Origin of the sequence: Streptomyces sp. NPDC046261 (genome assembly GCF_040646235.1) — a bacterium.
Taxonomy (GTDB): Bacteria; Actinomycetota; Actinomycetes; order Streptomycetales; family Streptomycetaceae; genus Streptomyces.
The window spans coordinates 21904-47778 of the sequence record NZ_JBEYZU010000005.1; the positions used below are offsets into that span (position 1 = coordinate 21904).

General features: G+C 71.5%; 20 protein-coding genes. 16 read left to right on the top strand and 4 right to left on the bottom strand.

Features of this window, described 5'->3' with window-relative positions; all coding sequences use genetic code 11:
• Positions 1-83 precede the first annotated feature (83 nt).
• The 4 genes from ABZ956_RS11535 to ABZ956_RS11550 all read left to right on the top strand — a co-directional run bounded on the left by ABZ956_RS11535 (position 84) and on the right by ABZ956_RS11550 (position 5618).
• Positions 84-1316: an arginine deiminase gene (locus ABZ956_RS11535; protein ID WP_361890581.1), complete on the top strand. Its 1233-nt coding sequence runs from the start codon at positions 84-86 to the stop codon at positions 1314-1316.
• Between the two features lie 87 nt (positions 1317-1403).
• Complete coding sequence (gene argF, locus ABZ956_RS11540) at positions 1404-2405, top strand: ornithine carbamoyltransferase (protein ID WP_361890584.1); 1002 nt, start codon at positions 1404-1406, stop codon at positions 2403-2405.
• 136 nt (positions 2406-2541) lie between these two features.
• Complete coding sequence (locus ABZ956_RS11545; protein ID WP_361890587.1) at positions 2542-3369, top strand: enoyl-CoA hydratase family protein; 828 nt, start codon at positions 2542-2544, stop codon at positions 3367-3369.
• Positions 3366-5618 (top strand): bifunctional salicylyl-CoA 5-hydroxylase/oxidoreductase, encoded by a 2253-nt coding sequence (locus ABZ956_RS11550; RefSeq protein WP_361891426.1) that lies wholly within the window; start codon positions 3366-3368, stop codon positions 5616-5618. The genes ABZ956_RS11545 and ABZ956_RS11550 overlap by 4 nt, the downstream gene beginning before the upstream one ends.
• 43 nt (positions 5619-5661) lie before the next feature.
• Here ABZ956_RS11550 and ABZ956_RS11555 read toward each other — a convergent pair whose 3' ends face one another.
• Positions 5662-6498, bottom strand: coding sequence for a PaaX family transcriptional regulator C-terminal domain-containing protein (locus ABZ956_RS11555; RefSeq protein ID WP_361890590.1), 837 nt, complete (start codon positions 6496-6498; stop codon positions 5662-5664).
• Positions 6491-8131 (bottom strand): AMP-binding protein, encoded by a 1641-nt coding sequence (locus ABZ956_RS11560; RefSeq protein WP_361890592.1) that lies wholly within the window; start codon positions 8129-8131, stop codon positions 6491-6493. The genes ABZ956_RS11555 and ABZ956_RS11560 overlap by 8 nt, the downstream gene beginning before the upstream one ends.
• A gap of 159 nt (positions 8132-8290) precedes the next feature.
• Between ABZ956_RS11560 and ABZ956_RS11565 the strand changes: the two genes are divergently transcribed.
• From ABZ956_RS11565 to ABZ956_RS11575, 3 genes are all read left to right on the top strand, one after another.
• Positions 8291-9520 carry an acyl-CoA dehydrogenase family protein gene (locus ABZ956_RS11565; RefSeq protein WP_361890594.1) on the top strand — a complete coding sequence of 410 codons (1230 nt, stop codon included), beginning with the start codon at positions 8291-8293 and terminating at the stop codon, positions 9518-9520.
• Positions 9517-9915, top strand: a complete 399-nt coding sequence (locus ABZ956_RS11570) for a RidA family protein (RefSeq protein ID WP_361890597.1) — start codon at positions 9517-9519, stop codon at positions 9913-9915. The genes ABZ956_RS11565 and ABZ956_RS11570 overlap by 4 nt, the downstream gene beginning before the upstream one ends.
• 80 nt (positions 9916-9995) lie before the next feature.
• Positions 9996-10619 (top strand): TetR/AcrR family transcriptional regulator, encoded by a 624-nt coding sequence (locus tag ABZ956_RS11575; protein ID WP_361890599.1) that lies wholly within the window; start codon positions 9996-9998, stop codon positions 10617-10619.
• A 26-nt stretch (positions 10620-10645) separates the two neighbouring features.
• On the opposite strand, the gene ABZ956_RS11580 is transcribed toward ABZ956_RS11575, so the two are convergent.
• Complete coding sequence (locus ABZ956_RS11580; protein WP_361890602.1) at positions 10646-11869, bottom strand: FAD-dependent oxidoreductase; 1224 nt, start codon at positions 11867-11869, stop codon at positions 10646-10648.
• 554 nt (positions 11870-12423) lie between these two features.
• Here ABZ956_RS11580 and ABZ956_RS11585 point away from each other — a divergent pair.
• From ABZ956_RS11585 to ABZ956_RS11610, 6 genes are all read left to right on the top strand, one after another.
• Positions 12424-14007 (top strand): AbfB domain-containing protein, encoded by a 1584-nt coding sequence (locus ABZ956_RS11585; protein WP_361890605.1) that lies wholly within the window; start codon positions 12424-12426, stop codon positions 14005-14007.
• A 47-nt stretch (positions 14008-14054) separates the two neighbouring features.
• Positions 14055-14597, top strand: coding sequence for an RICIN domain-containing protein (locus ABZ956_RS11590; RefSeq protein WP_361890608.1), 543 nt, complete (start codon positions 14055-14057; stop codon positions 14595-14597).
• 117 nt (positions 14598-14714) lie between these two features.
• Positions 14715-15407, top strand: a complete 693-nt coding sequence (locus tag ABZ956_RS11595) for an RICIN domain-containing protein (RefSeq protein ID WP_361890611.1) — start codon at positions 14715-14717, stop codon at positions 15405-15407.
• 129 nt (positions 15408-15536) lie between these two features.
• The gene (locus ABZ956_RS11600; protein WP_361890614.1) at positions 15537-16676 is read left to right on the top strand and encodes a hypothetical protein; all 1140 of its coding nucleotides are present in this window, start codon (positions 15537-15539) and stop codon (positions 16674-16676) included.
• A gap of 187 nt (positions 16677-16863) precedes the next feature.
• A complete protein-coding gene (locus tag ABZ956_RS11605; protein WP_361890617.1) occupies positions 16864-21162 on the top strand; it encodes a polymorphic toxin-type HINT domain-containing protein in 4299 nt (1432 codons plus the stop codon).
• A gap of 23 nt (positions 21163-21185) precedes the next feature.
• Positions 21186-21644, top strand: coding sequence for a hypothetical protein (locus ABZ956_RS11610; RefSeq protein WP_361890620.1), 459 nt, complete (start codon positions 21186-21188; stop codon positions 21642-21644).
• A gap of 129 nt (positions 21645-21773) precedes the next feature.
• Here ABZ956_RS11610 and ABZ956_RS11615 read toward each other — a convergent pair whose 3' ends face one another.
• The gene (locus ABZ956_RS11615) at positions 21774-23303 is read right to left on the bottom strand and encodes a UDP-N-acetylglucosamine 1-carboxyvinyltransferase (RefSeq protein WP_361890623.1); all 1530 of its coding nucleotides are present in this window, start codon (positions 23301-23303) and stop codon (positions 21774-21776) included.
• Positions 23304-23394: 91 nt separating this feature from the next.
• On the opposite strand from ABZ956_RS11615, the gene ABZ956_RS11620 reads away from it, so the two are divergent.
• The 3 genes from ABZ956_RS11620 to ABZ956_RS11630 all read left to right on the top strand — a co-directional run bounded on the left by ABZ956_RS11620 (position 23395) and on the right by ABZ956_RS11630 (position 25851).
• A complete protein-coding gene (locus ABZ956_RS11620; RefSeq protein WP_361890626.1) occupies positions 23395-24405 on the top strand; it encodes a DUF1648 domain-containing protein in 1011 nt (336 codons plus the stop codon).
• 1 nt (position 24406) lies between these two features.
• Positions 24407-24769 carry a GntR family transcriptional regulator gene (locus ABZ956_RS11625; RefSeq protein ID WP_361890628.1) on the top strand — a complete coding sequence of 121 codons (363 nt, stop codon included), beginning with the start codon at positions 24407-24409 and terminating at the stop codon, positions 24767-24769.
• A 185-nt stretch (positions 24770-24954) separates the two neighbouring features.
• Positions 24955-25851, top strand: coding sequence for an alpha/beta fold hydrolase (locus ABZ956_RS11630; RefSeq protein WP_361890631.1), 897 nt, complete (start codon positions 24955-24957; stop codon positions 25849-25851).
• The last annotated feature ends 24 nt before the right edge of the window (positions 25852-25875 follow it).

Here is a 25875-nt window from a genome sequence, read left to right on the forward strand (position 1 = left end):
TCCGGCGCCGGCACCCGGCACGCGGCGGCACTCCGTGCCCCGCGTGCCGAGTGATCACGGCACGTTCAGGTCAGGATGGGAAGATGGGATTCCATGTCGATTCCGAGGCCGGGCGGCTGCGCCGCGTCATCCTGCACCGCCCCGACCTGGAGCTGAAGCGGCTCACACCGTCCAACAAGGACGCCCTGCTCTTCGACGACGTGCTCTGGGTGCGCCGCGCCCGCGCCGAGCACGACGGCTTCGCCGACGTGCTGCGCGAGCGCGGGGTGGAGGTGCACCTCTTCCAGGACCTGCTGGAGGAGAGCCTGCGCGACCCCGTCGCCCGGGCGCTCGTCCTGGACCGGGTCTTCGACGAGAAGGAGTACGGCCCGCTGGCCACCGACCACCTGCGGGCCGCCTTCGACGGGATGCCGGTGCCGGAGCTGACGTCCTGGCTCGTCGGCGGGATGACCAAGCGCGAGTTCCTCGCCCGGCACGCCGAGCCGGTCTCCGTCCGCTTCCACGTCATGGAGCAGGACGACTTCCTGCTCAACCCGCTGCCCAACCATCTCTTCACCCGGGACACCTCCGCCTGGATCTACGACGGGGTGTCCATCAACGCCATGCGCTGGCCCGCCCGTTGGCACGAGACGGTGCACTACGAGGCCGTCTACCGCCATCACCCGCTCTTCGCGCAGGGCGGCTTCCACATCTGGTGCGAGGGCCAGGCGGCCTACCCGTCGACGATCGAGGGCGGCGACCTGCTCGTCATCGGCGAGGGCGCGGTGCTCATCGGGATGAGCGAGCGCACCACGCCGCAGGCGGTGGAGATGCTGGCCCGCGGGCTGTTCGCGGCGGGGTCGGCTCGTACGATCGTGGCGCTGGACATGCCCAAGGGGCGGGCGTTCATGCACCTGGACACCGTGATGACCATGGTCGACGGCGATACGTTCACCCAGTACGCGGGGCTGGGCATGCTCCGCTCGTACACCATCGAGCCCGGCGTCGGCGAGCGCGAGCTGAAGGTCACCGACCACCCGCCGGAGCACATGCACCGGGCGATAGCCGCCGCCCTGGGCCTGGACTCCATCCGGGTGCTGACCGCCCGGCAGGACGTTCACGCCGCGGAGCGGGAACAGTGGGACGACGGGTGCAATGTGCTGGCCATAGAGCCGGGTGTGGTGGTTGCCTACGAGCGGAACGCGACAACCAACACGTTCCTGCGCAAGCACGGCATCGAGGTCATCACCATCCCCGGCAGCGAGCTGGGCCGCGGCAGGGGTGGTCCGCGGTGCATGAGCTGTCCGGTCGAGCGGGACCCGGTACCCGGTGCCTGACCCACGAGGACCTATCTGCATACTGATGCAAGTTGTCGTATAGACTTCCATTTTTGGCGCACTGTTGATGACCTAGGAGCCCATCCCATGGCGACACACCTCAAGGGCCGGCACTTCCTCAAGGAGACGGACCTCACCGCCGAGGAGTTCCACAGCCTGATCGAGCTGGCTGCCGAGCTCAAGGCCGCCAAGCGCGCGGGCACCGAGGAGCGCCGCCTCCAGGGTCGCAACATCGCGCTCATCTTCGAGAAGACCTCCACCCGCACCCGCTGCGCCTTCGAGGTCGCCGCCGCGGACCAGGGGGCCCACACGACCTACCTCGACCCGAACGGCTCCCAGATCGGCCACAAGGAGTCCGTCCGGGACACCGCGCGGGTGCTCGGCCGGATGTACGACGCCATTCAGTACCGCGGGCACGGCCAGTACATCGTCGAGGAGCTCGCCGCCTACGCCGACGTGCCCGTCTACAACGGCCTGACCGACGAGTGGCACCCCACGCAGATGCTCGCCGACGTGCTCACCATGACCGAGCACACCGCCAAGTCGCTCGAACACGTCACCTACGCCTACCTCGGCGACGCCCGCTACAACATGGGCAACTCCTACCTCGTCACCGGCGCGCTCCTGGGCATGGACGTGCGCATCGTGGCCCCCGAGGAGCTCTGGCCGACCCCCGAGGTCGTGGCCCGCGCCCGCCGGCTCGCCGAGACCAGCGGCGCCCGGATCACCCTCACCCAGGACGTCGCCGAGGGCGTGCGCGGCGCGGACTTCGTCGCCACCGACGTATGGGTGTCGATGGGCGAGGCCAAGGAGGTCTGGGACGCCCGGATCGCCCTGCTCGCCCCGTACGCCGTCACCATGGACGTGCTGCGGGCCACCGGCAACCCGGCCGTGAAGTTCCTGCACTGCCTGCCCGCCTTCCACGACCTGGGCACCACGGTCGGCCGCGAGATCTACGAGCGTCACGGGCTGACCTCGCTGGAGGTCACCGACGAGGTCTTCGAGTCGGTGCACTCCCTCGTCTTCGACGAGGCCGAGAACCGGATGCACACCATCAAGGCGGTCCTGGTGGCCACCCTGGCCGACTGAGACGCCGGCCGCACGCCCGCCCCACGAGTGCGCGAGAGGGCCTCCGTCCCTATCGCGCACTCGTGACGACGGTCACGGAGCAGTGATAACTTCACCGGGCAGGCACCAGCCCCCCGGCTGAAGGAGGCCGTGCTCCATGAGTCCGTTCACCGGCTCCGCGTCCCGCACCGAGGAATGGCGGCACCTGCGCCTGACCCTCGACTCCGGCGTCGCCACCGTCACCCTCGCCCGCCCCGACAAGCTCAACGCCCTCACCTTCGGCGCCTACGCCGACCTGCGCGACCTCCTGCCCGAACTCGCCCGCGACGGCTCGGTGCGCGCCCTCGTGCTCGGCGGCGAAGGGCGCGGCTTCTGCTCCGGCGGCGACGTCGACGAGATCATCGGCGCGACCCTGGCCATGGACACCGGCCGCCTCCTCGACTTCAACCGCATGACCGGCCAGACCGTACGGGCCCTGCGGGAGTGCCCCTTCCCCGTGATCGCCGCCGTGCACGGGGCCGCGGCCGGCGCCGGCGCCGTGCTCGCGCTCGCCGCCGACTTCCGCGTCGCCGACCCGACCGCCCGCTTCGCCTTTCTCTTCACCAAGGTCGGCCTCTCCGGCGGCGACATGGGCGCCGCCTACCTCCTGCCCCGCGTCGTCGGCCTCGGCCACGCCACCCGGCTGCTGATGCTCGGCGAGCCCGTCCGCGCCCCCGAGGCCGAACGCATCGGCCTCATCAGCCAGTTGGCCGACGAGGGCGGGGCCCACGCCGCCGCCCAGGCCCTCGCCCGCCGTCTCGCCGACGGCCCCGCCCTCGCCCTCGCCCAGACCAAGGCCCTGCTCACCGCCGAACTCGACATGCCGCTCGCCGCCGCCGTCGAACTGGACGCCGCCACCCAGGCCCTGCTGATGAACAGCGGCGACTACGCCGAGTTCCACGCCGCCTTCACCGAGAAGCGGCCCCCCAAGTGGCAGGGGCGATGACGGCGGCCACCCGGATCGCCGTCATCGGCGGCGGACCCGGCGGGCTCTACGCCGCCGCCCTCCTCAAGCGCCTCGCCCCCCGGCGCGAGGTCACCCTCTGGGAACGCAACGCCCCCGACGACACCTTCGGCTTCGGCGTCGTCCTCTCCGCGGAGACCCTCGGCGGCATCGAGAGCGCCGACCCCGACGTCTACGCCGCCCTCCGCCGCGAGTTCGTGCACTGGGACGACATCGACGTCGCCCACCGGGGCACCGTGCTGCGCTCCGGGGGCCACGGCTTCGCCGCCCTCGGCCGCCACCGGTTGCTGGCGGTCCTCCACGACCGCTGCCGCGCACTCGGCGTCACCCTGAAGTTCGCCACCGAGGCGCCGCCCGCCGCCGCACTGGCCCGCTCCCACGACCTCGTCATCGCCGCCGACGGCGTCAACAGCCGCACCCGCGACAGCCACCGCGACCACTTCCGCCCCACCCTCACCCGGCACCGCTGCCGTTACATCTGGCTCGCCGCCGACTTCGCCCTCGACGCCTTCCGCTTCGAGATCGCCGAGACCGAACACGGCCTCATGCAGCTCCACGCCTACCCCTTCGGCCCCCGGGCCAGCACCGTCATCATCGAAATGCGCGAGGAGGTGTGGCGCCGCGCCGGCCTCGACCGCGGCGACGACAAGACCGCGGCGGACCGGTGCGGCACGTACTTCACCGGCCTCCTCGGCGACCGCCCGCTGCGCTCCAACCGCTCCACGTGGACCGCCTTCCGCACGGTCGTCAACGAGCGCTGGTCCCACGGCCGTACGGTCCTGATCGGCGACGCCGCCCACACCGCCCACTTCTCCATCGGCTCCGGCACCAAACTCGCCGTCGAGGACGCCCTCGCCCTCGCCGGCCACCTCCAGGACGCGCCCACGGTGCGCCAGGCCCTTCAGGCGTACGAGGCCGAGCGGCGGCCGGTCGTCGAGTCCACCCAGCGCGCGGCCCGCGCCAGCCTCGAGTGGTTCGAGAACCTCGCGCTCCACGTCGGCGGGCCGCCGCGCCGCTTCGCCTTCGACCTCCTCACCCGCAGCCGCCGCGTCACCCACGACAACCTCCGCCTGCGCGACGCGGACTTCGTCGCCGCGGTCGAGGCCGAGGCCGGCATCCCGCCCGGCACGCCGCCGATGTTCACCCCCTTCCGGCTGCGCGGCCTGACCCTGCGCAACCGCGTCGTCGTCTCCCCGATGGACATGTACACCGCCGTCGAGGGCACGCCCGGCGACTTCCACCTCGTCCACCTCGGCGCCCGCGCCCTCGGCGGCGCGGGCCTGGTCATGACGGAAATGGTCTGCGTCAGCGCGCGGGGCCGCATCACCCCCGGCTGCGCGGGCCTGTACGCCCCCGGGCACGAAAGGGCCTGGCGCCGGATCACCGACTTCGTCCACGAGCGGGCCCCCGGCACCGCCATCGGCATCCAGCTCGGCCACTCCGGCCGCAAGGGCGCCACCCGCCTGATGTGGGACGGCATGGACGAGCCGCTCCCCGAGGGCGGCTGGCCGCTGGTGGCCCCCTCGCCGCTGCCCTACCGGCCCGGCGTCAGCCGGACGCCGCACGCCCTGACCGTCCCCGAACTGACCGCCATACGCGGCCAGTTCGCGCGCTCCGCCGAAGCCGCCGCCCGCGCCGGGTTCGACCTCCTCGAACTGCACTGCGCACACGGCTACCTCCTCTCCAGCTTCCTCTCCCCGCTCACCAACCACCGCCAGGACGCCTACGGCGGCGACCTCGCGGCCCGGCTGGCCTACCCCCTGGAAGTCTTCGACGCCGTGCGGGCCGTGTGGCCCGCCGAGCGGCCGATGACGGTCCGCGTCTCCGCCACCGACTGGGCGCCGGGCGGCACCACCGCCGAGGACGCCGTCGTCATGGCCCGCGCCTTCGCGGAGCACGGGGCCGACGCCATCGACGTCTCCACCGGCCAGGTCGTCCCCGACGAGCGCCCCGAGCGCGGACGCTCGTACCAGACGCCCTTCGCGGACCGCATCCGCCACGAGGCGGGCGTGCCGGTCATCGCCGTGGGCGCCATCTCCTCGTGGGACGACGTCAACTCCCTGATCCTGGCGGGCCGCACCGACCTGTGCGCGCTGGGACGCCCCCACCTGTACGACCCGAACTGGACCCTCCACGCGGCGGCGGACCAGGGATACACCGGTCCGGGCGCGCCCTGGCCCGTCCAGTACCGGGCCGGCAGCCGCAAGCCGCCGACGGGGCGGAGCGCGTGACGATCAAGCCCTGTCCGGCGCCCCGGGCCCCGGCGCGCGCGGCCTACGCCAGCCCCTGCGCCACGAACCGCGCCCCCGCGTCCCGCAACCGCGTGTGCAGCGCCGCGAAGACCCGGGCCGCCCGCCCGCCCGGCCACTCCGGTGGCAGCAGCGCGGCCGGCAGGCCCGGATCGGCGTACGGCAGCCGCCGCCAGGAGTCCAGCGCGAGGAGGTAGTCGCGGTAGGCCGCCTCCGCCGGCACCGGCTTGCGGCGCGACCAGCGCCGCAGCACGGCCTCGTGGGTCTCCAGGAACATCCGGTGCTGGCGGGCCAGGGCCTCCAGGTCCCACCACCGGGCCACCGCCTCGGCGGTCGGCTCGAAGCCCAGGTGGCTGCCGCGGAAGAGGTCGACGTAGTCGGCCAGTCCGAGCCGCTGCAGGGTATGGCGCGTCTCCTCGTGCACATGGGACGGGGCGATCCACACGCCGGGCGCGGCGGTGCCGAAGCCCAGCCGGGCCAGCCGGGAGCGCAGCAGGTGCCGCTTGTGCCGCTCCTGTTCGGGGACGGAGAAGACGGCCAGCAGCCAGCCGTGGCCCGGGCGCGCCGACGGACGGCCGTAGATGCGCCGGTCGCCGTCGTCCAGCAGCTGCCGGGCGGCGTCCGACAGCCCGTACCCCGCGGCGCCGTCGGGCGTGCGGTCGGCGACGAGCAGGCCGCGCCGCTTGAGCCGGGAGACGGCCGACCGTACCGAGGGCGAGTCCACGCCCACCGCGCCCAGCAGCCGGATCAGGGCCGCGATCGGCACCGGGCCGGCCGGGGCGTCGACGCTACCGCGTCCGTACGCGCCGTAGAAGGTGACGATGAGGGACCGGGGGGTATGGAGCGGTTGCTGGTCAGTCACGGGGAAACTGTAAAGCGCCCGCGCGCAGCCGGAATCGCTGCAGTTTGCCGGTGGGCGTGCGGGGCAGGCCGTCGTGGAACACGATCTCGCGAGGGCACTTGTAGGGAACGATCTCCTTTTTGGTGAACTCCCGCAGCCGCCGCACCGTTTCCCCGGTGCGCGGCACCCCGGCCCGCAGCACCACGTGCGCGACGACGATCTCCCCGCGCCGCTCGTCGGGGCGGCCCACCACGGCCGCCTCCAGGACGTCGGGGTGGCGCAGCAGGGCCTCCTCGACCTCGGGCCCGGCGATGTTGCAGCCGGCCGAGACGATCATGTCGTCGGCGCGGGCCACGTAGCGGAAGTGGCCGTCGGGCTCGCGAACGTAGGTGTCGCCGGTCAGGTTCCAGCCGTCGCGCACGTACGCGCGTTGCCGGTCGTCGGCGAGGTAGCGGCAGCCGGTGGGGCCGCGCACGGCCAGCAGCCCCGGCTCGCCGTCGGGCACGGCCTGGCCGTCCGCGCCCACGACGCGCGCCTCGTAACCGGGGACGGGTACGCCGGTCGTGCCGGGGCGGATGGCGTCGTCCGCCGCGGCGATGAAGATGTGCAGCATCTCGGTGGCGCCTATGCCGTTGATGACGCGCAGCCCTGTGGCACGCCGCCAGTCGTGCCACAGGGCCGCGGGCAGGTGCTCGCCCGCCGAGACGCATCTGCGGAGCGAGGAGGTGTCGTACGCGCCGAGCTCCCCGAGCATGGCGCGGTAGGCGGTCGGCGCGGTGAACAGCACGCTGACGCGGTGGCGTTGGACCTGGGCGAGCAGCCGCGCCGGGCCGCCCCAGTCGGCCAGCAGCGTCGAGGCGCCCGCGCGCAGGGGGAAGACGAGGAGTCCGCCGAGCCCGAAGGTGAAGCCGAGCGGGGGGCTGCCGGCGAAGAGGTCGTCCGGGTGCGGCCGCAGGACGCACGCCGAGAAGGTGTCGGCGACGGCGAGGACGTCGCGGTGGAAGTGCAGGCAGCCCTTGGGGCGTCCGGTGGTGCCGGACGTGAAGGCGATGAGCGCGACGTCGTCGGCGGAGGTGTCCAACGCCACATAGGATGTGGGTTTTTTCGCCGAACGCCGCAGAAGGTCGTCGGGAGCGTCCCCGCCGTACAGCGTAATCCGTAAGTGTGGCACTGCCGCCTTGATCAAATCGTCGGCCGATCGGGTGTCGCACAGGGCGTGCCGTACCCGGGCGATCGCGCAGACGGCGGCCAGTTCGGTGGGGCGTTGCGCGGCCAGCACGGTCACGGCCACCGCGCCGGCCTTCATCACCGCGAGCCAACAGGCCGCCAGCCACGGCGTGGTGGGGCCACGCAGCAGCACCCGGTTGCCCGGTACGACACCCAGATCGGTGGTGAGGGTGTGCGCGATCCGGTCGACGTTGGCCTTGAGCTCGCCGTACGACCACACGTTCCCGGCGCCGTCCCGCACCGCCGGCCGGGCGGAGCCCAGACGCTCGATGGTCGCGTCCAGCAACTCGGCGCCGCAGTTGAGCCGGTCCGGGTAGCGCAGCCCCGGTGACCCCGGCAGGTCGAAGCGGAGATCCGGCCACTGTCCGGGGGCCGGGAGATGGTCACGCGAGAAGGTGTCGGCATGCGCCGACCGGTTGAGCTCCATCGCGGATGCGCCCCCTCGCCGGGAGGAATGGGAGAGGAATGGGAGAGGAATGGGAGGTGAACGGGGGTCTTGCCAGCGACACGGATCCACTGTCAGCGTAGCGAGTTGGTGACGGCAGTCAACAGAGCGCAATAGCTGGGGCGCGGGAAGGCGGGCCAGGTGACCACACCGTTCACACTGGATGGGGAGCAGCGCAAGTGGTGTGCCGAACTGCGCGCGCTCGCCGCGCGCGAACTGCGCCCCCTGGCCCGCGAGGGAGCCCCCGGCCGTGTCGACCGGCCGCTCGTCCAGGCGCTCGGAGAGCTGGGGCTGCTGGCCCGGGTACTGCCGTACCAGGGCCCGGAAGACGGCGGCCGCGTACGCGCCCTGGACCTGTGTCTGCTGCGCGAGTCGCTGGCCCAGGAGTGCACGGAAGCGGAGACGGCACTGGCCCTCCAGGGCCTGGGCGCCTATCCCGTCCTGCGGTACGGCACCGGGCCGCAGCGCGCGCGGTGGCTGCCGGAGGTCGTCGCCGGCCGCGCGGTCGCCGCCTTCGCGCTCAGTGAGCCGGGCGCGGGATCCGACGCGGCGGCGCTGGAACTGCGGGCCGAGCGCACGACAGGCGGCTGGCGCCTCACCGGCGAGAAGTGCTGGATCTCCAACGCCCCCGAAGCCGACCTCTACACCGTCTTCGCCCGTACGGGACCGGCCCCCGGAGCCGCCGGCGTCACCGCCTTCCTGGTGCCCGGCGACAGCCCCGGCCTCGGCGGCCGGCCGCTGGACATGCTCGCGCCGCACCCGGTCGGCACGCTCACTTTCGACGCCGTCCCGGTCGGCCCCGGCGACGTGATCGGCGAGGTGGGTGCCGGCTTCCGCGTCGCGATGCGCACGCTCGACCTCTTCCGCCCGAGCGTCGGCGCGTTCGCGGTCGGCATGGCCCGGGCGGCCCTCGACGCGGCCCTGACCCACGCCGGCGAACGCCGGGCCTTCGGCGGCCCGTTGAAGGACCTGCAGGCCGTCTCCCACCAGCTCGCCGAGATGGCCACCCGCACCGAGGCCGCCGCCCTGCTCGTGTACGCCGCGGCCGCCGCGTACGACGCGGGGGAGGCGGGGGAGGCGGGGGAGGGGGGCATCGCCCGGCGCTCGGCGATGGCCAAGCTCTTCGCCACCGAGACCGCGCACTACGTCGTCGACGCCGCCGTACAGATCCACGGGGCCCGCGCCCTCGAGCGCGGCCACCTCCTCGAACACCTCTACCGCGAGGTCCGCGCCCCGCGCGTCTACGAAGGCGCCACCGAGGTCCAGCGCACGATCATCGCGAAGGAGCTCTACCGGACGGGCGGTCCGCCCCGTACCGGTGAGCCGCACAGCGTCCCCGACCCTTCCGCGCCGAGGAGTCCCCGCTCATGACGTTGCGCCGCGTCAACCCCGCCGGCCTCAGCCCGCCCACCGGCTTCAGCCACGCCGTGACCGTCACCGGCGGCCGCCTGGTCTTCCTCGCCGGCCAGACCGCGCTCGACGCCGGCGGCAGGATCGTGCCCGGCACCCTCCCCGAACAGTTCGAGCGGGCCCTGGGCAACCTCCTGGCCGCCCTCCGCGCCGCCGGCGGCGAACCCCGTGACCTGGCCCGGGTCACCGTCTACGCCACGGACGTCGGCGCGTACCGCTCGCACGCCCCCGAACTGGGCCGGATCTGGCGCCGGCTGGCGGGCCGCCACTACCCGGCGATGGCGGTCGTCGGCACCACCCGGCTCTGGGACGAGGAGGCCCTGGTGGAGCTGGACGGGGTGGCCGTGCTGCCCTGACCGGGCGGTCCGGTGTACGGTTCCGACGGCAATATCAGTGGTCGCGTGCGGGCAACGCAGAGGTAAAGGGTGGCGTTTCGATGGCGTCTCGTCGGAGTGCCGACACCGGCAAACTGACCTTCACCGAGCGGGCCCGGCGGGAGCAGATCGTCGAGTGCACCATCGATCTGATCTCCACGCGCGGCTACCCGGCCACGTCCCTGTCGGCGATCGCCGAGAAGGCGGGCATATCCAAGGCCGCCGTCCTCTACCACTTCTCCTCCAAGGACAACCTCACCCAGGCCACGCTGACCCATGTGCTGGAGCGGTTCGGCGCGTACGTGGCGGAGCGCGTGGAGCGCGAGACGGACCCGTGTGCAGCGGTCGTCGCCTACGTGCGCGCGATGATCGGCTACCAGCAGGCCCACCGCCGCCACGTCCGCGTGATCACCGAGATGCTGCTCGACGACCAGGGCGGCACCCGGCTCAAGACCCCCGGTTCCCACGACACCTACGACCGCTGGCAGTCCCTTTCCCGCCTCCTCGCGGCAGGACAGGAGGCCGGGCAGCTACGCGCCTTCGACACCCGGACCATGGCCCTCGCCGTGGGCGGGGCGATCGACGGCGTCATCTCGCACTGGCTCGCCCACCCCGACCTCGACCTCGACGCGGCCGCGGAGGAACTGGTGACGTTCACCCTCGCGGGAATCCGGCGCCGGGACTGACCCCCGTACGGCCCCGGCGCCCCGCCTCACGCCCGCGCGAAGGCCGGCGCCCGCTCGGGGCGCACCCCGACCCCGCCGAGGTACCCGGTCACACACGCCAGCAGCGGCATCCGCCGCATCAACCGCAGCGACATCGGCAGCCGGTCCGGGTCGAGACCGCCGTCGAGGGCGGGACGCAAAAGGGTTTCGTGCTCGCCCAGTTGAGCCCTCTGGATCAGGCGCGACGGCAGTTCGCGGCGCCTTTGCACCGCCGCGAGGTCCCGGGTACGGACGGCGCCGCGGCGCAGCGGCCCGGCCAGGACGCGGGCGGCGGCGACGGCGTCCTGCACCGCGAGGTTGACCCCGACCCCGCCGGTCGGCGACATGATGTGCGCGCTGTCCCCGATGCACAGCAGACCAGGCCGGTACCAGCGCCGCAGCCGGCCCATCGTCACCTCCAGCAGCTTCACGTCGTCCCATGACCGGATCGCGCCGGTCATCTCCTCGTCCCAGCCGAAGAGTTCGCCGATGTCGTCGCGGAACCACTGGATGCCGTGGGCGCGCAGCTCCGCGTCCGTACCCTTCTTGATCAGGTAGGAGGTCTGGTAGTAGTCGCCCCTGTCCATCGTGACGGCGAACCGCCGGCCCTGGGCGCGCATGAAGACCCGGCCGTCGTGCGAACCGTCGCGCCGCGCCGGCACACGGACGTTCCATACGTCCATGGGCACGTCGACGTACTCGGGGCGCAGGCCCGCCGCCTCGCGGACCAGCGAGTCCCGCCCGTCGCAGGCGACCGTGAGGTCGGCCGCGAGCTCACCCGTCGTCCCGTCCTCGTCGACATGGCGCACGCCCGTCACCCGGCCCCCTTCGGTCCGCAGACCGGTGACCGCGGTGCGCATGCGCAGGGTGAAGGAGGGCTCCTCGGCGGCGGCGCCCGCGAGCAGATCGAGGAAGTCCCACTGCGGGACCATGGCGATGTACTTGTGCCGGCCCGGTATGCGCCGCAGGTCGGAGACGGTGACGACGGTGTCGCCGAGGTGCATCCGCACCTCGTCCAGCCGGCGGGTCGGCAGCCGTGCGAACCGTGGCCCGAGGCCGAGTTCGTCGAGCAGCCGCAGCGTCGAGGGATGCACGGTGTCCCCGCGGAAGTCCCGCAGGAAGTCCTTGTGCTTCTCGAGGACGGTCACCTCGATGCCCGCTCTGGCGAGCAGCAGCCCCAGCATCATCCCGGCCGGGCCCCCGCCCACCACGCAGCACGTCGTACGTTCCACCGCTTCCGCTCCCGTCCGTCGACTGACCGAGCGGTTACTTGTCTGACCGCTCGGTCAGGGGAGTGTATGTGGGGGTGGTGGGGAAGGGCAACGTCCGCTTGGGGTGGGTCATTTCGCGGTCTGGATGAGGCGGGGCCGCAGCCAACGCCTTGGCTGCGTATGGAGGGTGATGACATATCAGCTCGATAGCCGATCCAGTCGACCCCCGAGGTCGGTGCATTAACTGCCCTTTACCTGCGGCACGGTGATAACGCTCGTGGCCCACTTGATGTCCAAATGCGGAATCGCGGAGTTATGGCATTGCGGTCCGGAGCCGGCACGGCGAGCCCGTCGGGGCGCATTCCGACCGGCCTGGCAAGGTGTGGAAACCGCGCGACCGCGCCACCGGCGCCAATAGCAAATCGGTGCGCGGGTGAAAAGGGGGGCTGAATGTAGCTCATATCTCACTGGTCCGGTTTGACTCCTATCCAATGAATCTTCAAGACTTCGCCTTCGACCAACCCGCACGCATGGGGAACTGCCTGCGGGACGCAAGAGGGGTAACCAAAAACAGAATGAAGAAGAGTCAGGCCCACTCCGCACGCGTGCGGAGAGCCATCACGCGCGGAATCGTGACCACCACCGCGCTGGCCGCGGTCGCCGGCATCGCCGCACCGGGTGCCGCCGTGGCCCAGCCGTCGGACGCGGTCGCCCCCGCGGTCCAGATCGGCACCAGCGAGGAGGAGCGCGTCGCGGCGGCGTCCAAGGTCGACCTCGACCCCACCGCGGAGGTCCTCCTCCTCAGCGACCACGACTTCATCCACGCGCTGTGGCAGAAGGCCAGGGACAAGGGCCAGGACCGGGAGGCCGTGCGGCTCGCCGCCGAGGCCGCCATGATGAGCAGTGCCGCCGAGGACCACGTGCGGTTCATTACCACCGGCATCGGCGAGGCCTTCGAGACCGACAAGCAGCGGATGCAGGAGCGGGCCGACGCCGACCGTGCCGCCCGCCTCGCCAAGTCCCAGGCGCTGATCGTGGTGGGCATACCGGGCAACCCGGACCTGCTGGGGCTCAGCGACGACAACTTCATCCGCGCCGTCATGAAGCACGACGCTTCCGGCCCGGAGGTCAAGAACGCGGCCGCCCGCGCGCTGGCGGGGGACGCCTCCGCCTGGCAGGAGTTCATCACCAACGGTGTCCGTGAGGCCCACCAGCGGGACGTCACCAACGAGCTCGCCGAGCTCGAGAAGAAGAACCGTGAGGAGGCCGAGCGCCGCAAGGAGCTGGCCGCCCGCAAGAACACCGCCGCCCTGTTCGGCATCACGCCCTCCGAGGCCATGCTCGCCCTCAGCGACGACAACTTCATCCGCGAGCTGCTGCGCCTGACCACCGGTGAGGCCCAGAAGACCGAGCTCTACGCCGCGGGCCAGAAGGCGGTGCTGAGCGCGGACACGGCGCAGTGGAAGCTGTTCATCCACACCGGTGCCGAGCAGGCGTACAAGCGCGACGACGAGGCCCGCCGCAAGAAGATCGCCGACACCAACCGCCGACGGGCACTGGCGATCCAGGCCGCGGCGGAGAAGACGGGGATGAACCCCCACCTGGTGGCCACGGCGAAGAAGGCGCTCGCCGGCAGCGACGAGGACGTCGCGAACTTCCTCAAGGAAGACAGCCAGTACCACGCCAAGCGTCAGTCCTTCACGCCCAGCGGCGGCAAGCAGGCCGGCTGGTACATCCGCCAGTCCAGCGTGGACGGCGGGGAGGCCTTCGTCGCTCCCGTCGACGCCAAGGGCAAGCAGACCGACCGCGAGGACGCCACCTGGGTTGTCGTGCAGGCGCTCGCCAACAAGCCCGGCTGCTACTCCTTCGAGTCGGCCCGCAAGCCCGGCTACTACCTGACGCAGAAGGACCTCCGGGCGCGGATGTCTGCCAACGACGCCAGTGCGCAGTTCGCCAAGGACGCCACCTGGTGCCCCCGCAAGGGCCTGACCGGTTCCGGGACGTCCTTCGAGTCGGCGAGCCAGCCCGGGCGGTGGCTGCGCCACTTCTGGGGCGATCTCTACGCGGCCGACAAGAGCGGCAAGGGCGGTCGTTTCAACACCGCCGAGAACTTCGCCCAGGACGCCACCTGGAAGCTCGCAACCCCCCTGGCGCGCTGACGCTCCCCGCCGACTCCCCATTCCTTAAGAAGAACGGAAACCCCCCGATGTCTCGGATCATCCGAGCCACGCTGGCCATCGGCGCCAGTGTCGCCGCGCTGGCAGGCAGCGTCACCACCGCCCACGCGGACGAGAGCACCCCCCAGGCGGCTGCCGTGCAGCTGCAGGCCGAGCACAGCGGTCAGTGCCTCACCATCGCGAACGGCAGTCTCCGCAACGGCGCCAATGCCGTGCAGTCGAAGTGCGTCGACGGCGCGGACAACCAGCTCTTCGAGCCGGCCTCCGCCGGCTCCGCCACCTTCGAGCTGCAGGCCAAGCACAGCGGCAAGTGCCTCGAAGTGGAGGACGCCGCCACCAAGGCCGGAACGAACGCCCAGCAGTGGTGGTGCCTCGGCAAGCCGCAGCAGCGCTGGAAGCTGGTCATGGTCGACGTCGCCAAGGAGCTGTACGAGATCCGTCCCACGCACACCCCTGAGCGCTGCCTGGACATCAGCGGCGCCAGCGCCAAGGACGGGGCGAACGCCCAGCAGTGGTACTGCAACGGCACCACCGCCCAGCGCTGGCGCCTCCAGCCGGCCAAGGCCGCCTGACGCACCCGGACGCCGCTGAGCCGATCGCCGCCCGGCGACCGGCTCCGCGCCCGCATGCGTACCACCGTGCCCACCGCACCGGGCACCCCTGACTTTCGAGAAGAAACGGATCACACGATGTCTCGGATCGTCCGAGCCACGCTGGCCATCGGTGCCAGCCTCGCCGTGCTGGCGGGCGGCGCGAGCGCCGCCTACGCCGACGGCGACAGCTCCGCCGCCGACGCCGCAGCCCGCGCCGCTGCTGCGGCCGCCAAGGCCGCTGACGAGGCCCGCGCCAAGGAGGCGGCACGTGCCGCGGCGGCTGCCGCCGCCGACGCCGCCGAGACCGCGCGCGCGAACGCCGCGGAGGCCAAGGCCCGCGCGGAGATGCCGGAAACGGTCGTCACGCTCAAGGCCGCGCACAGCGGCAAGTGCCTGGAGATCGACAAGGGCAAGAAGGACAACGGCGCGAAGGCCCAGCAGGGGGAGTGCAACAGCGGCGACGCCCAGAAGTGGCGCGTGGTCCCCGTCGCGAACTCCTCCTTCGAGCTGCGCTCCGTGCCCAGCGGCAAGTGCCTGGAGGTGGCGGACAGCGGCACCAAGGCCGGCGCCGTCGTCCAGCAGTGGTCGTGCGTGGCCAACGCCAAGCAGATGCGCTGGCAGATCGTTCTCGTCGACCCCGTCAGGAAGCTCCACCAGCTGCGTCCCACCCACACCGAGGACCGCTGCCTGGACATCGCCGACGCCAAGAAGGACAACGGCGCCAAGGCCCAGCAGTGGTCCTGCAACGAGACCGACGCCCAGCTGTGGCAGATCCAGCCGGTCAAGTGACCGCCCGTTCATCTCTCGCACCGACGCGAGGGATGAACGCCGTCGAGGGACAGCGTCGTGACGTACGGCGCTGTCCTTCTGCGAGTGGGACCGCTGGAGCGAAGTTTTCTTTTTTCAAGGGGGCGTGAAGTGAATCGTCAGTGGTGGGTCGCGCAGGCGTTGACGGTCGGCATGCTGGCCGGCGGAGGCACACTTGTGGCGGGGGCCCCGGCTTTCGCCGACGCGCCGGCGCCGGCCGTCGTACCCGCCGTCGTCCCGGCAGCCGTCCCGGCGGATCAGCCGACGGGTCAGTCGGCCGACGATGCCGCGGCTATGAAGGCCAAGGCGGCCGAGGACGCCCGCAATTGGGTTCTCAGCCTGGCGAAGTCGCGGCTGCCCGCCGAGGTGCGCGCGTCGGCGTGGAACGCCCTGCGCAGCACGCGTGGCGACGAGGCGATCGCGGAATGGCTGGCGCCCGGTGGCGGCTATGACGCCGCCAAGCGGCGAACCCGGGAGACTCGGGCCCGGAACAAGGCTTTTTGCGAGCGGACGGTGGCCACGCACACCAAGGAGTTCTCTCCCGAGGTGCGCGCCGCGGCCGAGCGAGCGCTCAAGGGCACGGCCGCCGACCAGGCGGCGTTCGTCAAGACCGGTTACGCCGAGGCGCAGAAGCGGGACCGGGCCTCCCGGGAAGCCGACGCGCAGCGCAAGCGGGACGTCACGCAGCAGGAACGGGACTTCGTGCGTGCTCGCGCGGATCACGACCCGGGTGAGCAGGTACGGGTCGCGGCCCAGTGGGCGTTGCGGCCTGCCGCGACGGACGCGGACATCGCGGAGTTCTTCGGCTACGGCTGGGTGTCCGCCGGAACGCTGGACGTGGAGAGCTACCGGCTGCGGGTGGCGGACGCCGAGACGCTGCGGCGCCACACCCTGTCCCTCCTGATCCAGCAGGCCGTGGCGGCCGAGGAGGCCGTGAAGGGCGCCGCCGACGCCGCGAAGGCCCGGGCCGAGGCCGAGAACGCCTGGAAGGCGGTGTCCGAGCACTCCGCCGCCGCGCAGCGGGCATGGCAGGCCGAACAGGCCGCCACCACGGCCCAGATGGAGAACTGGCAGAACGTCGCCAAGGCGGCCAGGGAGTCCTCGGACGAGCTGTGGAAGAACATCGCCCAGCAGGCCGAGGCCAACGAGGACACCTGGTCCATGGAGCAGGCGCAGTCGCTCGAGGCGGCGACGTACTGGAAGACGATGTTCGACCGGGCCCGGGACGGCGAGAGCCGCGTCAAGGGCTGATCGACCTCGTACGTACGGCCGGCCCGCCTGACCTGCGGGCCGGCCGCAAGCGAGCACCCTGCCCCCGGTACGTGGGGCAGGGGCATTTTTCTGTTCGATTTCAAGGGGGGTTCTTCCCGTGATGGGTAGATTCCGGCCGAGGGCCGGACGGCTACGTGGTGACGTAGCCGGAGTGATGAGAACGGTCGTGTCCACGGCGGTGGCCGTGGCGATCCTGGGTGGTACGACCGGGGAAGCCACCGCCGCCACCGCGACGCGTGCCGAGGCGGCGTCGAAGACCCAGATGCTGGCCACGCTGGACCGTCTGGCCGCCTCGCTGCCGAAGCCGGCCCCCGCGCCTGCCGCCGCCGCTCCGCGGACCGAGCTGGACAAGGTCAGCGCGGAGCGCGACCGGCAATTGGTCGAGGACTACGCGGAGTTCGACGACGAGGAGGAAGTCCGCGCGGCCGCCAAGAAGGCCCTGGAGAGCAGCGACCCGAACGCGATCCGGGAATTCCTGGAGAAGGGCGAGGCCGAGGCCCGCAAGCGGGCCGCGGAGAAGCGCGACGGCACCGACGCCAAGAATCGCCAGCAGATCGAGGCGATGCGCGGCAAGGGCGGTGCGTTCTTCAACGCCGAGGTCGAGCGCGTTCTGAAGGGCACGCCCAAGGACCGGGCCGACTTCCTCGCCTTCGGCGCCGAGATCGCCAAGCAGCGGGACAACAAGGACAAGGAAAACGCCGAGAAGCGCGTCGCGGAGCTCCGTAAGCGCGTGGAGATGCTGGCGGCTTCCGGCGGTCCGGAGGTGAAGAAGGCCGCCCAGGCGGCGCTGGCCACGAACGACAACGCCAAGATCGAGGAGTTCCTCGAGAAGGGCTACCAGGTCGCCGCGCAGAAGGACGCCGACGCCCGGGCCGCTCACGAGAAGGCCCTGAAGGAAGCGCAGGAGGCCGCGGAGAAGCTGCGGCAGCTGGCCGAGAAGGCCGCCCGCGCGGCCGAGGCCCGGACCAAGCTGATCGCCGCCCACGGTGACGCGGTCAAGGCGCTGAAGAACGCCTCCAACGCGATGACGTCGGCGGCCGCGCAGTCGCGTGAGGCCGACCGGATGCTCGCGGCCGACCGGGCCGGCAAGCGCCTGTCCGACTACGCCAACGTCAAGGCCGAGGTCGCCCGCCAGGTCGAGAACGCCAACGTGGCGGCCAAGCAGGCCAAGGTCGCGGCGGCTCAGGCCAAGGTGCAGGCCGATGTGCTGGTGGAGACCGGCCTGACGTACGGCACCCAGTGGTCCGAGGTCGCCTCAGGCATCGCCGCGGCGGCGGAGGCGGCCGTCAAGGCCGGCGAGACCGCCCAGCACGCGGTCGACGCCACCGAGGCCGACGCCAAGGGCCTGAACGCCAAGAACGCGGCCGAGCTGCACGAGCAGCAGGCCAAGAAGTGGCGGGCCAACGCCGAGGAGCACGCCAAGGCCGCCGCCAAGCTGGCCGAGGCTGCGGACAAGCAGGCCAAGATCGCCGCGGACGCGGCCACCCGTGCCAAGGCGGCACGCGTCGCCGCCGAGCAGGCGGAGAAGGAGGCCTGGGAGCACGCCCGCAAGACCCGCGAGGCCCGCGTCGAGGCCCAGCGCCAGGCGGCGATAGCCGCCGAACAGCGCAAGATCGCCGAACGCGAGCGCGACCTCGCCGCGGCGGCCCGGGCACGCGCCGAGCGCGAGCGCGACATCGCCGCTGCCGCGCGTGCGCGTGCGGAGGCCGAGGCCCGTACGGCGTCGGCGGCACGGGCGGAGGCGCTGGCGGCCGCGGCTACGGCGGCTTCGGCGCGAGCGGACGCGGCGGAGCAGGAAGGTATCGCCGCCAAGGCGGACGAGAACGCCCGCGGGATGGAGACGAAGGCTCGCGAGGCCTGGTACGCGGGCCGCGTGGCCCGCATGGACGAGCAAGCCAAGGTCGCCAAGGCCCAGGCCACCGCATCGATGGCGGCCGCCGCCAAGGGCACCGCGTATTCCGTTCAGGCGCAGACCGCCGCGGCTGCCGCGCGAGCGGATGCCGACACGGCCAGCGCTGCGGCCAATCAGGCGCAGGGCGCCGCTGACACCGCCAGTGGTGCCGCCGTACGCGCGCGTGCCGCCGCGACAGAGGCGGCCGGTGCGGCTGCTCGTGCCCGTGCCGCTGCTGCTGAGGCGACCGCGCACGCCGCACGTGCCAACGCCGCCGCCAACAAGGCCGAAGCCGCTGCCGCTGCCGCGAATGCCGCAGCGAACCGGGCTGAGGCCGAGGCCCGAGCCACTCACGCCGCCGCCCTGCGGGCCAACGCGAAGGCCGCCGAGGCCACGGCTCAGGAAGCCCGTGCCGGCATCGCCGCCCACGAGGCCGCCCGCCTGGCCGGCCTGGCCGCGATCGAGGCCAACAACGCCCTGCAGGCCGCCAACCGCACCAAGGAAGAAGCCGAAGGCGCCGTCCGCGAAGCTGCCATGGCCCGCCTCCAGGCCGGTATCGCTGTTCAGGCATCCAACGCCGCCAAGGGCACCGCGGCCGGCATTGCCGATCCGGCCAACACCGCGATCGCACTGACCGCACCGTTCACCGGCAAGGACGTCGACGCCGACTTCGCCGCTGCCGTGGCCACCGCCGCGCAGGAGATGGGCGAGGAGCAGGTCGCCTCCGCCGAGGCCAAGGCCGCAGAAGCGGTCAAGGCCGCCGAGGCCGCCGAAGCGGCCGCGAAGCGGGCCAACGCCCAGGTCGCACCGGCCTTCAAGGCCGCCGCCGACGCCGCACGCTCCTCCGCCAACGCCACGCGTTCCATGGCCGCAGCCATGAGGTCCGCAGCCGACGCCGCGGTCGACGCCGCCAAGGCCCGCGCCGCGGCAGCCCGCGCCAACCAGGCCGACGCCCAGGCCCAGGCCGACGCCAAGCTCGCCCGCCAGGCCGCCAACCAGGCCTACGCGGACGCGGCAGCAGCACGCCAGGCCGCCAACCAGGCCGAAGCCGAAGCGGCCCGCGCCCGCGGCGCCGCAGCAGAAGCCGACCAGCACGCCGCAGCAGCCAACAGCGCCGCCGACCTCGCCGAAAGCGAAGCCGCAACCGCCCAGGGCGCAGCCGCCCAGGCCGCGAAGGACGCCGAGGCCGCCGGAAAGCTTGCCGAATCCGCCGAATCCCACGCCAAATCCGCCAAGGAAGCGGCCAACAACGCCCTCAAGTACGCCAAGGAAGCCGAAGAGGTAGCCAAGAAGGCACAGGAGGAGTACGAGGAGCGGCAGCGCAAGGCCCGCGAAGAAGCTACCAAGCAGGCCCGCGGCAAGGGGGACCTCCCCGAGCTGAATGATGAGGAAAAGGCGGCACTCAGGAAGGCTGGAATATCGCCGGAGGAGTACGAAAAGCTTCGCAAGCTTGCGAACATGAGCCTCACCGACCTGCTCAAGGAGGTCGGTGGCACGGTTCTCGAAGAATTTTTCGATCTGGACAACGTCGAGAAATGCTTCAGTGAAGGCAACGTTGAATCTTGCTTCTGGGCTGTGATCAACAACCTTCCCTGGAGTAAGGCTTGGCGGGCCATCGAGAAATTGCCGGAGATCACCAAGGCGATCAATCGCCTTGCTGGCATCGGCAAGTTCCTGGAAGAGTCCGATAAGGCGAAGAAGTTCATCAAAAAGGCCGAGGACGCTCTTGAGAACGTTCCCGTCTGTAAGGTGAAGAGAAAGCCGAACAGTTTCACTCCGGAAACTCCGGTGCTGATGAGTGACGGCGCCCGCGCCCCGATCGGGGATATCCGGATCGGGCAGCAGGTGTTGGCGACCGATCCGGAGACCGGCAGGACTGCGGCTCGTGCCGTCACTGACGTCATCATGGGCGACAAGGATGATCTCGTCGAGATCATCGTCGACACCGACGGCGCGGCCGGGAACGCCATCGGCACGCTGACGGCCACTTCCGGGCACCCCTTCTGGGTGGACAATCGGCACCGCTGGCTGGGCGCCACGGAACTCAAGGCGGGTGACCGCCTCCGTACCCCGCAAGGTGAGCTCAAGGAGGTCGTCGGCACGCATGTTTCGCCCGGAACCCGCACCGTCTACAACCTCACTGTCGACGACCTGCACACGTACTATGTGCTGGCAGGGTCTGCGCCCGTCCTCGTTCATAATTCGGAGAATCCATGCGCGGAGATTCCTGGTAAGGGCCAGAACTTCACGGACGCTCGAAACAAGGGCCGGGAGGCAGCAGGGCTGGGGGATGACGCTGTTCCGTACATGAGTGAGGTCGGTCCGATGAAGGACAAACTCTACGTCGGAATGCAGAGCCCCGACGGGAGGAGCGGCTGGCGTATCGACTTCGATCCGAAGGATCCGGAGAAGGCTCTCCACATCAACTGGTGGAAGAACTTCGACAGGTCGAAGAAGCGTGCTGAGATGGGTCCGGATTCCCAACGCGGCTACTTCACGGTGCCAGGGCCGCGGGGCGGTGCCGCCGATGAGGGCGACTACAGGGATATCATTCGCCACTTCCCCTGGAACTAGAATGACTGGCATCTGAATGACTCATGGCTGACACGGAGGATGTAATGTATGTTGAATCCGACCACCTGACTGATTGGATCAACTCGGGAAGGGTGGTCAGGATGCCGGTCGAAGCAAGCAAGGAATTCGATGATTACCTGTGCACGCTTCCGTGGATCCCCTCGCGGATCGATTGGCGCGAGATTCCATATTCTGTGTTCAGCTATGAGGATGCCGGATGGTCGGGCGACCTGGCTGTGGAGTGGGCGCGTGCGCATCACTTCATGGAATTCGAGAATGCCTTCATCATGTACTCGGCATCCGAACCCGGGATCCTTTGCAGTAGCAGGGATGCGTTTTTCGAGCTGGACCACCTGACCATGGGGCGAGTCCACCCTGCATATATCTGCGCCGCCAGCGCAGGTAAGGACGGACCTGTGTTCTCGTTCAGTAGATTCGCCGAGTGGGACGGTTTCGCCGTCCTTACGACCCCGTCCCACTGAGCTAACAGCCTTGATGCCCCGTCAGCAGGATTCTGGCGGGGCATCAAGGCGTTTGGTCGAACCGCTGGGGCGGGACGACGGTTCGCAGGCGGATCATGACTGCTGGCTGTCGGCCGCCCCAAGGTCCGGTCAGATATCCCGGAACGTCTCGATCTGCGCCCCCACCGAGTTCAGCCGCTCCGCCAGGTCCTCGTACCCCCGGTTGATGACGTACACGTTGCGCAGCACCGACGTGCCCTCCGCCGCCATCATCGCCAGCAGCACGACCACCGCCGGGCGCAGCGCCGGCGGGCACATCATCTCCGCCGAGCGCCAGCGGGTCGGGCCTTCGACCAGGACCCGGTGCGGGTCGAGGAGCTTGACGTCGGCGCCGAGGCGGTTGAGGTCGGTGAGGTAGATGGCGCGGTTGTCGTAGACCCAGTCGTGGATGAGGGTCTGGCCCTGGGCGAAGGCCGCGATCGCCGCGAAGAACGGGACGTTGTCGATGTTCAGGCCCGGGAACGGCATCGGGTGGATCTTGTCGATCGGCGCCCGGAGCTTGGACGGGCGCACCGTCAGGTCGAGCAGCCGGGTGCGGCCGTTGTCCGCGCGGTACTCGGCGCTGCGCTCGTGGTCCAGGCCCATCTCCTCCAGGACGGCGAGCTCGATCTCCATGAACTCGATCGGCACCCGGCGGATCGTCAGTTCCGACTCCGTCACCACGGCGGCGGCGAGCAGGCTCATGGCCTCGACCGGGTCCTCGGACGGGGCGTAGTCGACGTCGCGGTCGATGGTGGCCACGCCATGCACGGTGAGCGTGGTGGTGCCGATGCCCTCGACGCGTACGCCGAGCTCCTCCAGGAAGAAGCACAGGTCCTGGACCATGTAGTTGGAGCTGGCGTTGCGGATGACGGTCACGCCGGGGTGGCGGGCGGCGGCCAGCAGGGCGTTCTCGGTGACCGTGTCGCCGCGCTCGGTCAGCACGATCGCCCGGGTGGGTGCGACCGAACGGTCGACCTGGGCGTGGTACGTGCCGTCGGTGGCCGTGATCTCCAGGCCGAAGTGGCGAAGGGCCGTCATGTGCGGCTGGACCGTACGGGTGCCGAGGTCGCAGCCGCCGGCGTACGGAATCTTGAAGTGGTCCATGCGGTGCAGCAGCGGGCCCAGGAACATGATGACGCTGCGCGTGCGGCGGGCGGCCTCGGTGTCCATCGCGGCCAGGTCGAGCTCGGCGGGCGGGACGATCTCGAGGTCGTTGCCGTCGTTGATCCAGCGGTGCCGGACGCCGATGCTGGCGAGCACCTCGAGGATCCGGTAGACCTCCTCGATCCGCGCGACGCGACGCAGCGTCGTGCGGCCGGCGTTGAGCAGCGTGGCGCACAGCAGGGCCACGCACGCGTTCTTGCTGGTCTTGACGTCGATGGAGCCCGACAGCCGGCGGCCGCCGACGACGCGCAGATGCATCGGACCCGCGTAGCCGAGGGAGACGATCTCGCTGTCGAGCGCCTCTCCGATGCGGGCGATCATATCAAGGCTGATGTTCTGATTTCCCCGCTCGATGCGGTTGACCGCGCTCTGACTCGTGCCGAGAGCATCCGCGAGCTGGGACTGGGTCCAGCCGCGGTGCTGCCGGGCGTCACGGATGAGCTTGCCGATGCGGCCGAGGTAGGCGTCTGTCATGAGACAGACGGTATCTCAGATATGAGATTACCGCCTCTCCCGCCATGGTTCCCCACTTCTTCTACTACTATGCGAACAACTTGGAGGTGTCATGAACGTGTCCCCACCGCTCGCGAAGATCCGGCGCCCCGCGCCGCTCGTCGCGGCCCCCTATCTCCTCGCCTCTGCCGCCTTCCTGACGGCCTTTCTGCCGCACCGTGACCAGCTGCCCGACCCCATGGCCACCCACTTCTCCGGCGCCGGTCACGCCGACGGCTACACCACCCTGGGCTCGTTCCCGTATGCCGCTCTCGCACTCCTGCTCGTGCCGGCCGCCACGTTCGCGGGACTCGCCTACGGCATGAGGCGGGGGCGTACGAGAGCACTGGTCGCTCTCGGCTACGGTCTCGCCGGGCTCCTCGGCTACCTCCTCCGCGCGCTCGTGCTCGACAACGCGCGGGCCGGCCGATCCGGTGACGCCGCCCGGTTCCCCCTCTGGCAACTGGGCGCCGCCCTCGCCATCGGCGCGGCGGCCGCCGGCCTCGGGTGGCTGCTCGCCGGTCGGGACGCCCCAGCCGCCCGGGAGCCGGCGGCGTCCGGCCCCGCCGCGCCCCGCCTCGTACTCCGCCACGGCGAGGCCGCGACCTGGACCCGGTCCGCCGGCTCCCGCCCCCTGCGCCTGACCGGACTCGCACTCGCCCTGACAGGCGTGGCTCTCGGTCTCCTCGTCGACCGGGGTACCGGCGTCGGCCTGTTCATCGGCGGGCTCGTGACCGGCGCCTTCTCCGGCGCGCGCGTCACCGTCGACCGCCACGGCCTGAGCGCGCACCTGCCCTGGCTGCCCCGCCCGAGGCTGCGCGTCCCCCTCGCCCGCGTCGAATCCGCCACCAGCCGGCACATCGACGCCCTCGCCGACCTCGGCGGCTGGGGCTACCGCGTCGTGCCCGGCCGCAGCGGGCTCGTCCTGCGCTCCGGTGAGGCCATCGTCGCCAGGCTGACCACCGGCAGCGAATTCGTCGTCACCGTCGACGACGCGGCCACGGCCGCCGCGCTCCTCGACGCCCTCGCCACCCGCGCCCGCGCCCGCGTCGGCGCCGGGGACGGGGCCGGGGACGGGGCCTGACGTGCTCATTCGCCTCGACCCCAACTCCCCCCTCCCGCTCGGCGACCAGATCGCCGCCGCCCTCCGCGGCGCCATCGCCGACGGCTCCGTCCACCCCGGCGAACGCCTCCCCGCCGCCCGCGCCCTGGCCGACTCCCTCGGCGTCAACGTCCACACCGTCCTCCGCGGCTACCAGCGCCTGCGCGAGGAGGGCCTGATCGAACTGCGCCGCGGCCGGGGCGCGGTGGTGGCCACGGGCGCGGCTCCCCCCGTACGGGCCCGGCTGGTCGAGGGGCTGCGCGACCTGATCGCGGACGCGCGGGCGCTGGGCATGTCGGACGACGAGGTAGTGGCTCTGGTGCGGACGGGGCTGGGCGGGAGCTGACGTTTCCGGGTCTTCCGACTCGCTCGGCTGCCCCGTCCACAGCAATCCGCCCCGGCCGCACCGGTCTTGCCCGCCCCCGCCACTCGTACAGGTGAACCACCCCGGCCGAAACGCGGAACCACCCCCCTGCGAAGATCGGCTCACCGGCGCCTACGAGTGGGGCGCCTGAACGGGGAGGCAGGGCAATGGCCGACAAGATCAGTTCCTTCGCCGACGACGCAGCGCGCACGCGCGTACTCGCGGCCTACGACCGGGCCATGGCCCACTGGCCGCAGCCACGCGAGGAGCGCGACGTCGAGACCCGCTTCGGGACCACGCGCGTGTACGCCTACGGGACCGGCGACGGCATTCCGGTCGTCCTGCTGCACGGGCAGAGCGCGACCCCGGCCGAGTGGGCGCCGCACGTGGCGGCGCTCGCCGAGGGCCGCACGGTGCTGGCCGTCGACCGGGTGGGGGAGCCGGGGTACAGCACGCAGACCGCCCCGATCACGACGCAGGACGACACGGCCGCCTGGCTGGAGGAGGTCCTCGCCGGGCTCGGTCTGGAGCGGGCGCACCTCGTGGGGCACTCGTACGGCGGCTGGGTGGCGCTCAACCAGGCCGTACGGTTCCCCGGCCGCCTCGCCTCCGTGACCGCCTACGACCCGCCGCGTGCCCTGGCCCCGCTGCGGCTGGGCTTCGTCCTCGGGGCCATCGCGGGCCTCCTGCCCGGCGGGGAGAACTTCCAGCGCCGGTGGATCACCCGGCTCGTCGGCGGGACCGGCGCGGCCGCGGAGGTCGAGGAGGCCCAGACGGAGCTCACCCTGGCGGCGATACGCGGCCACCGCGTGCGGCTGATGCCGCCGCCCTCGATGAGCGACGAGGAACTGCGCTCCCTCACCGTCCCCGTCCTGATCATGCTCGGCTCCGAGAGCGCGGTCCACGACGCCTACCGCGCCGAGGCCCGGGCGAGCGCCCTGATACCGGACGTACGGACCGAGGTGGTGCCGGGGGCCGGGCACGGCATTCCGGTGAAGTTGCTGAACAGCCGGGTGCCGGCGTTCGTGCGCGAAGTGGAGCAGGACCTCGCGGGGCAGGCCTGACGGCCTCACCGCACGCTCGGCCCA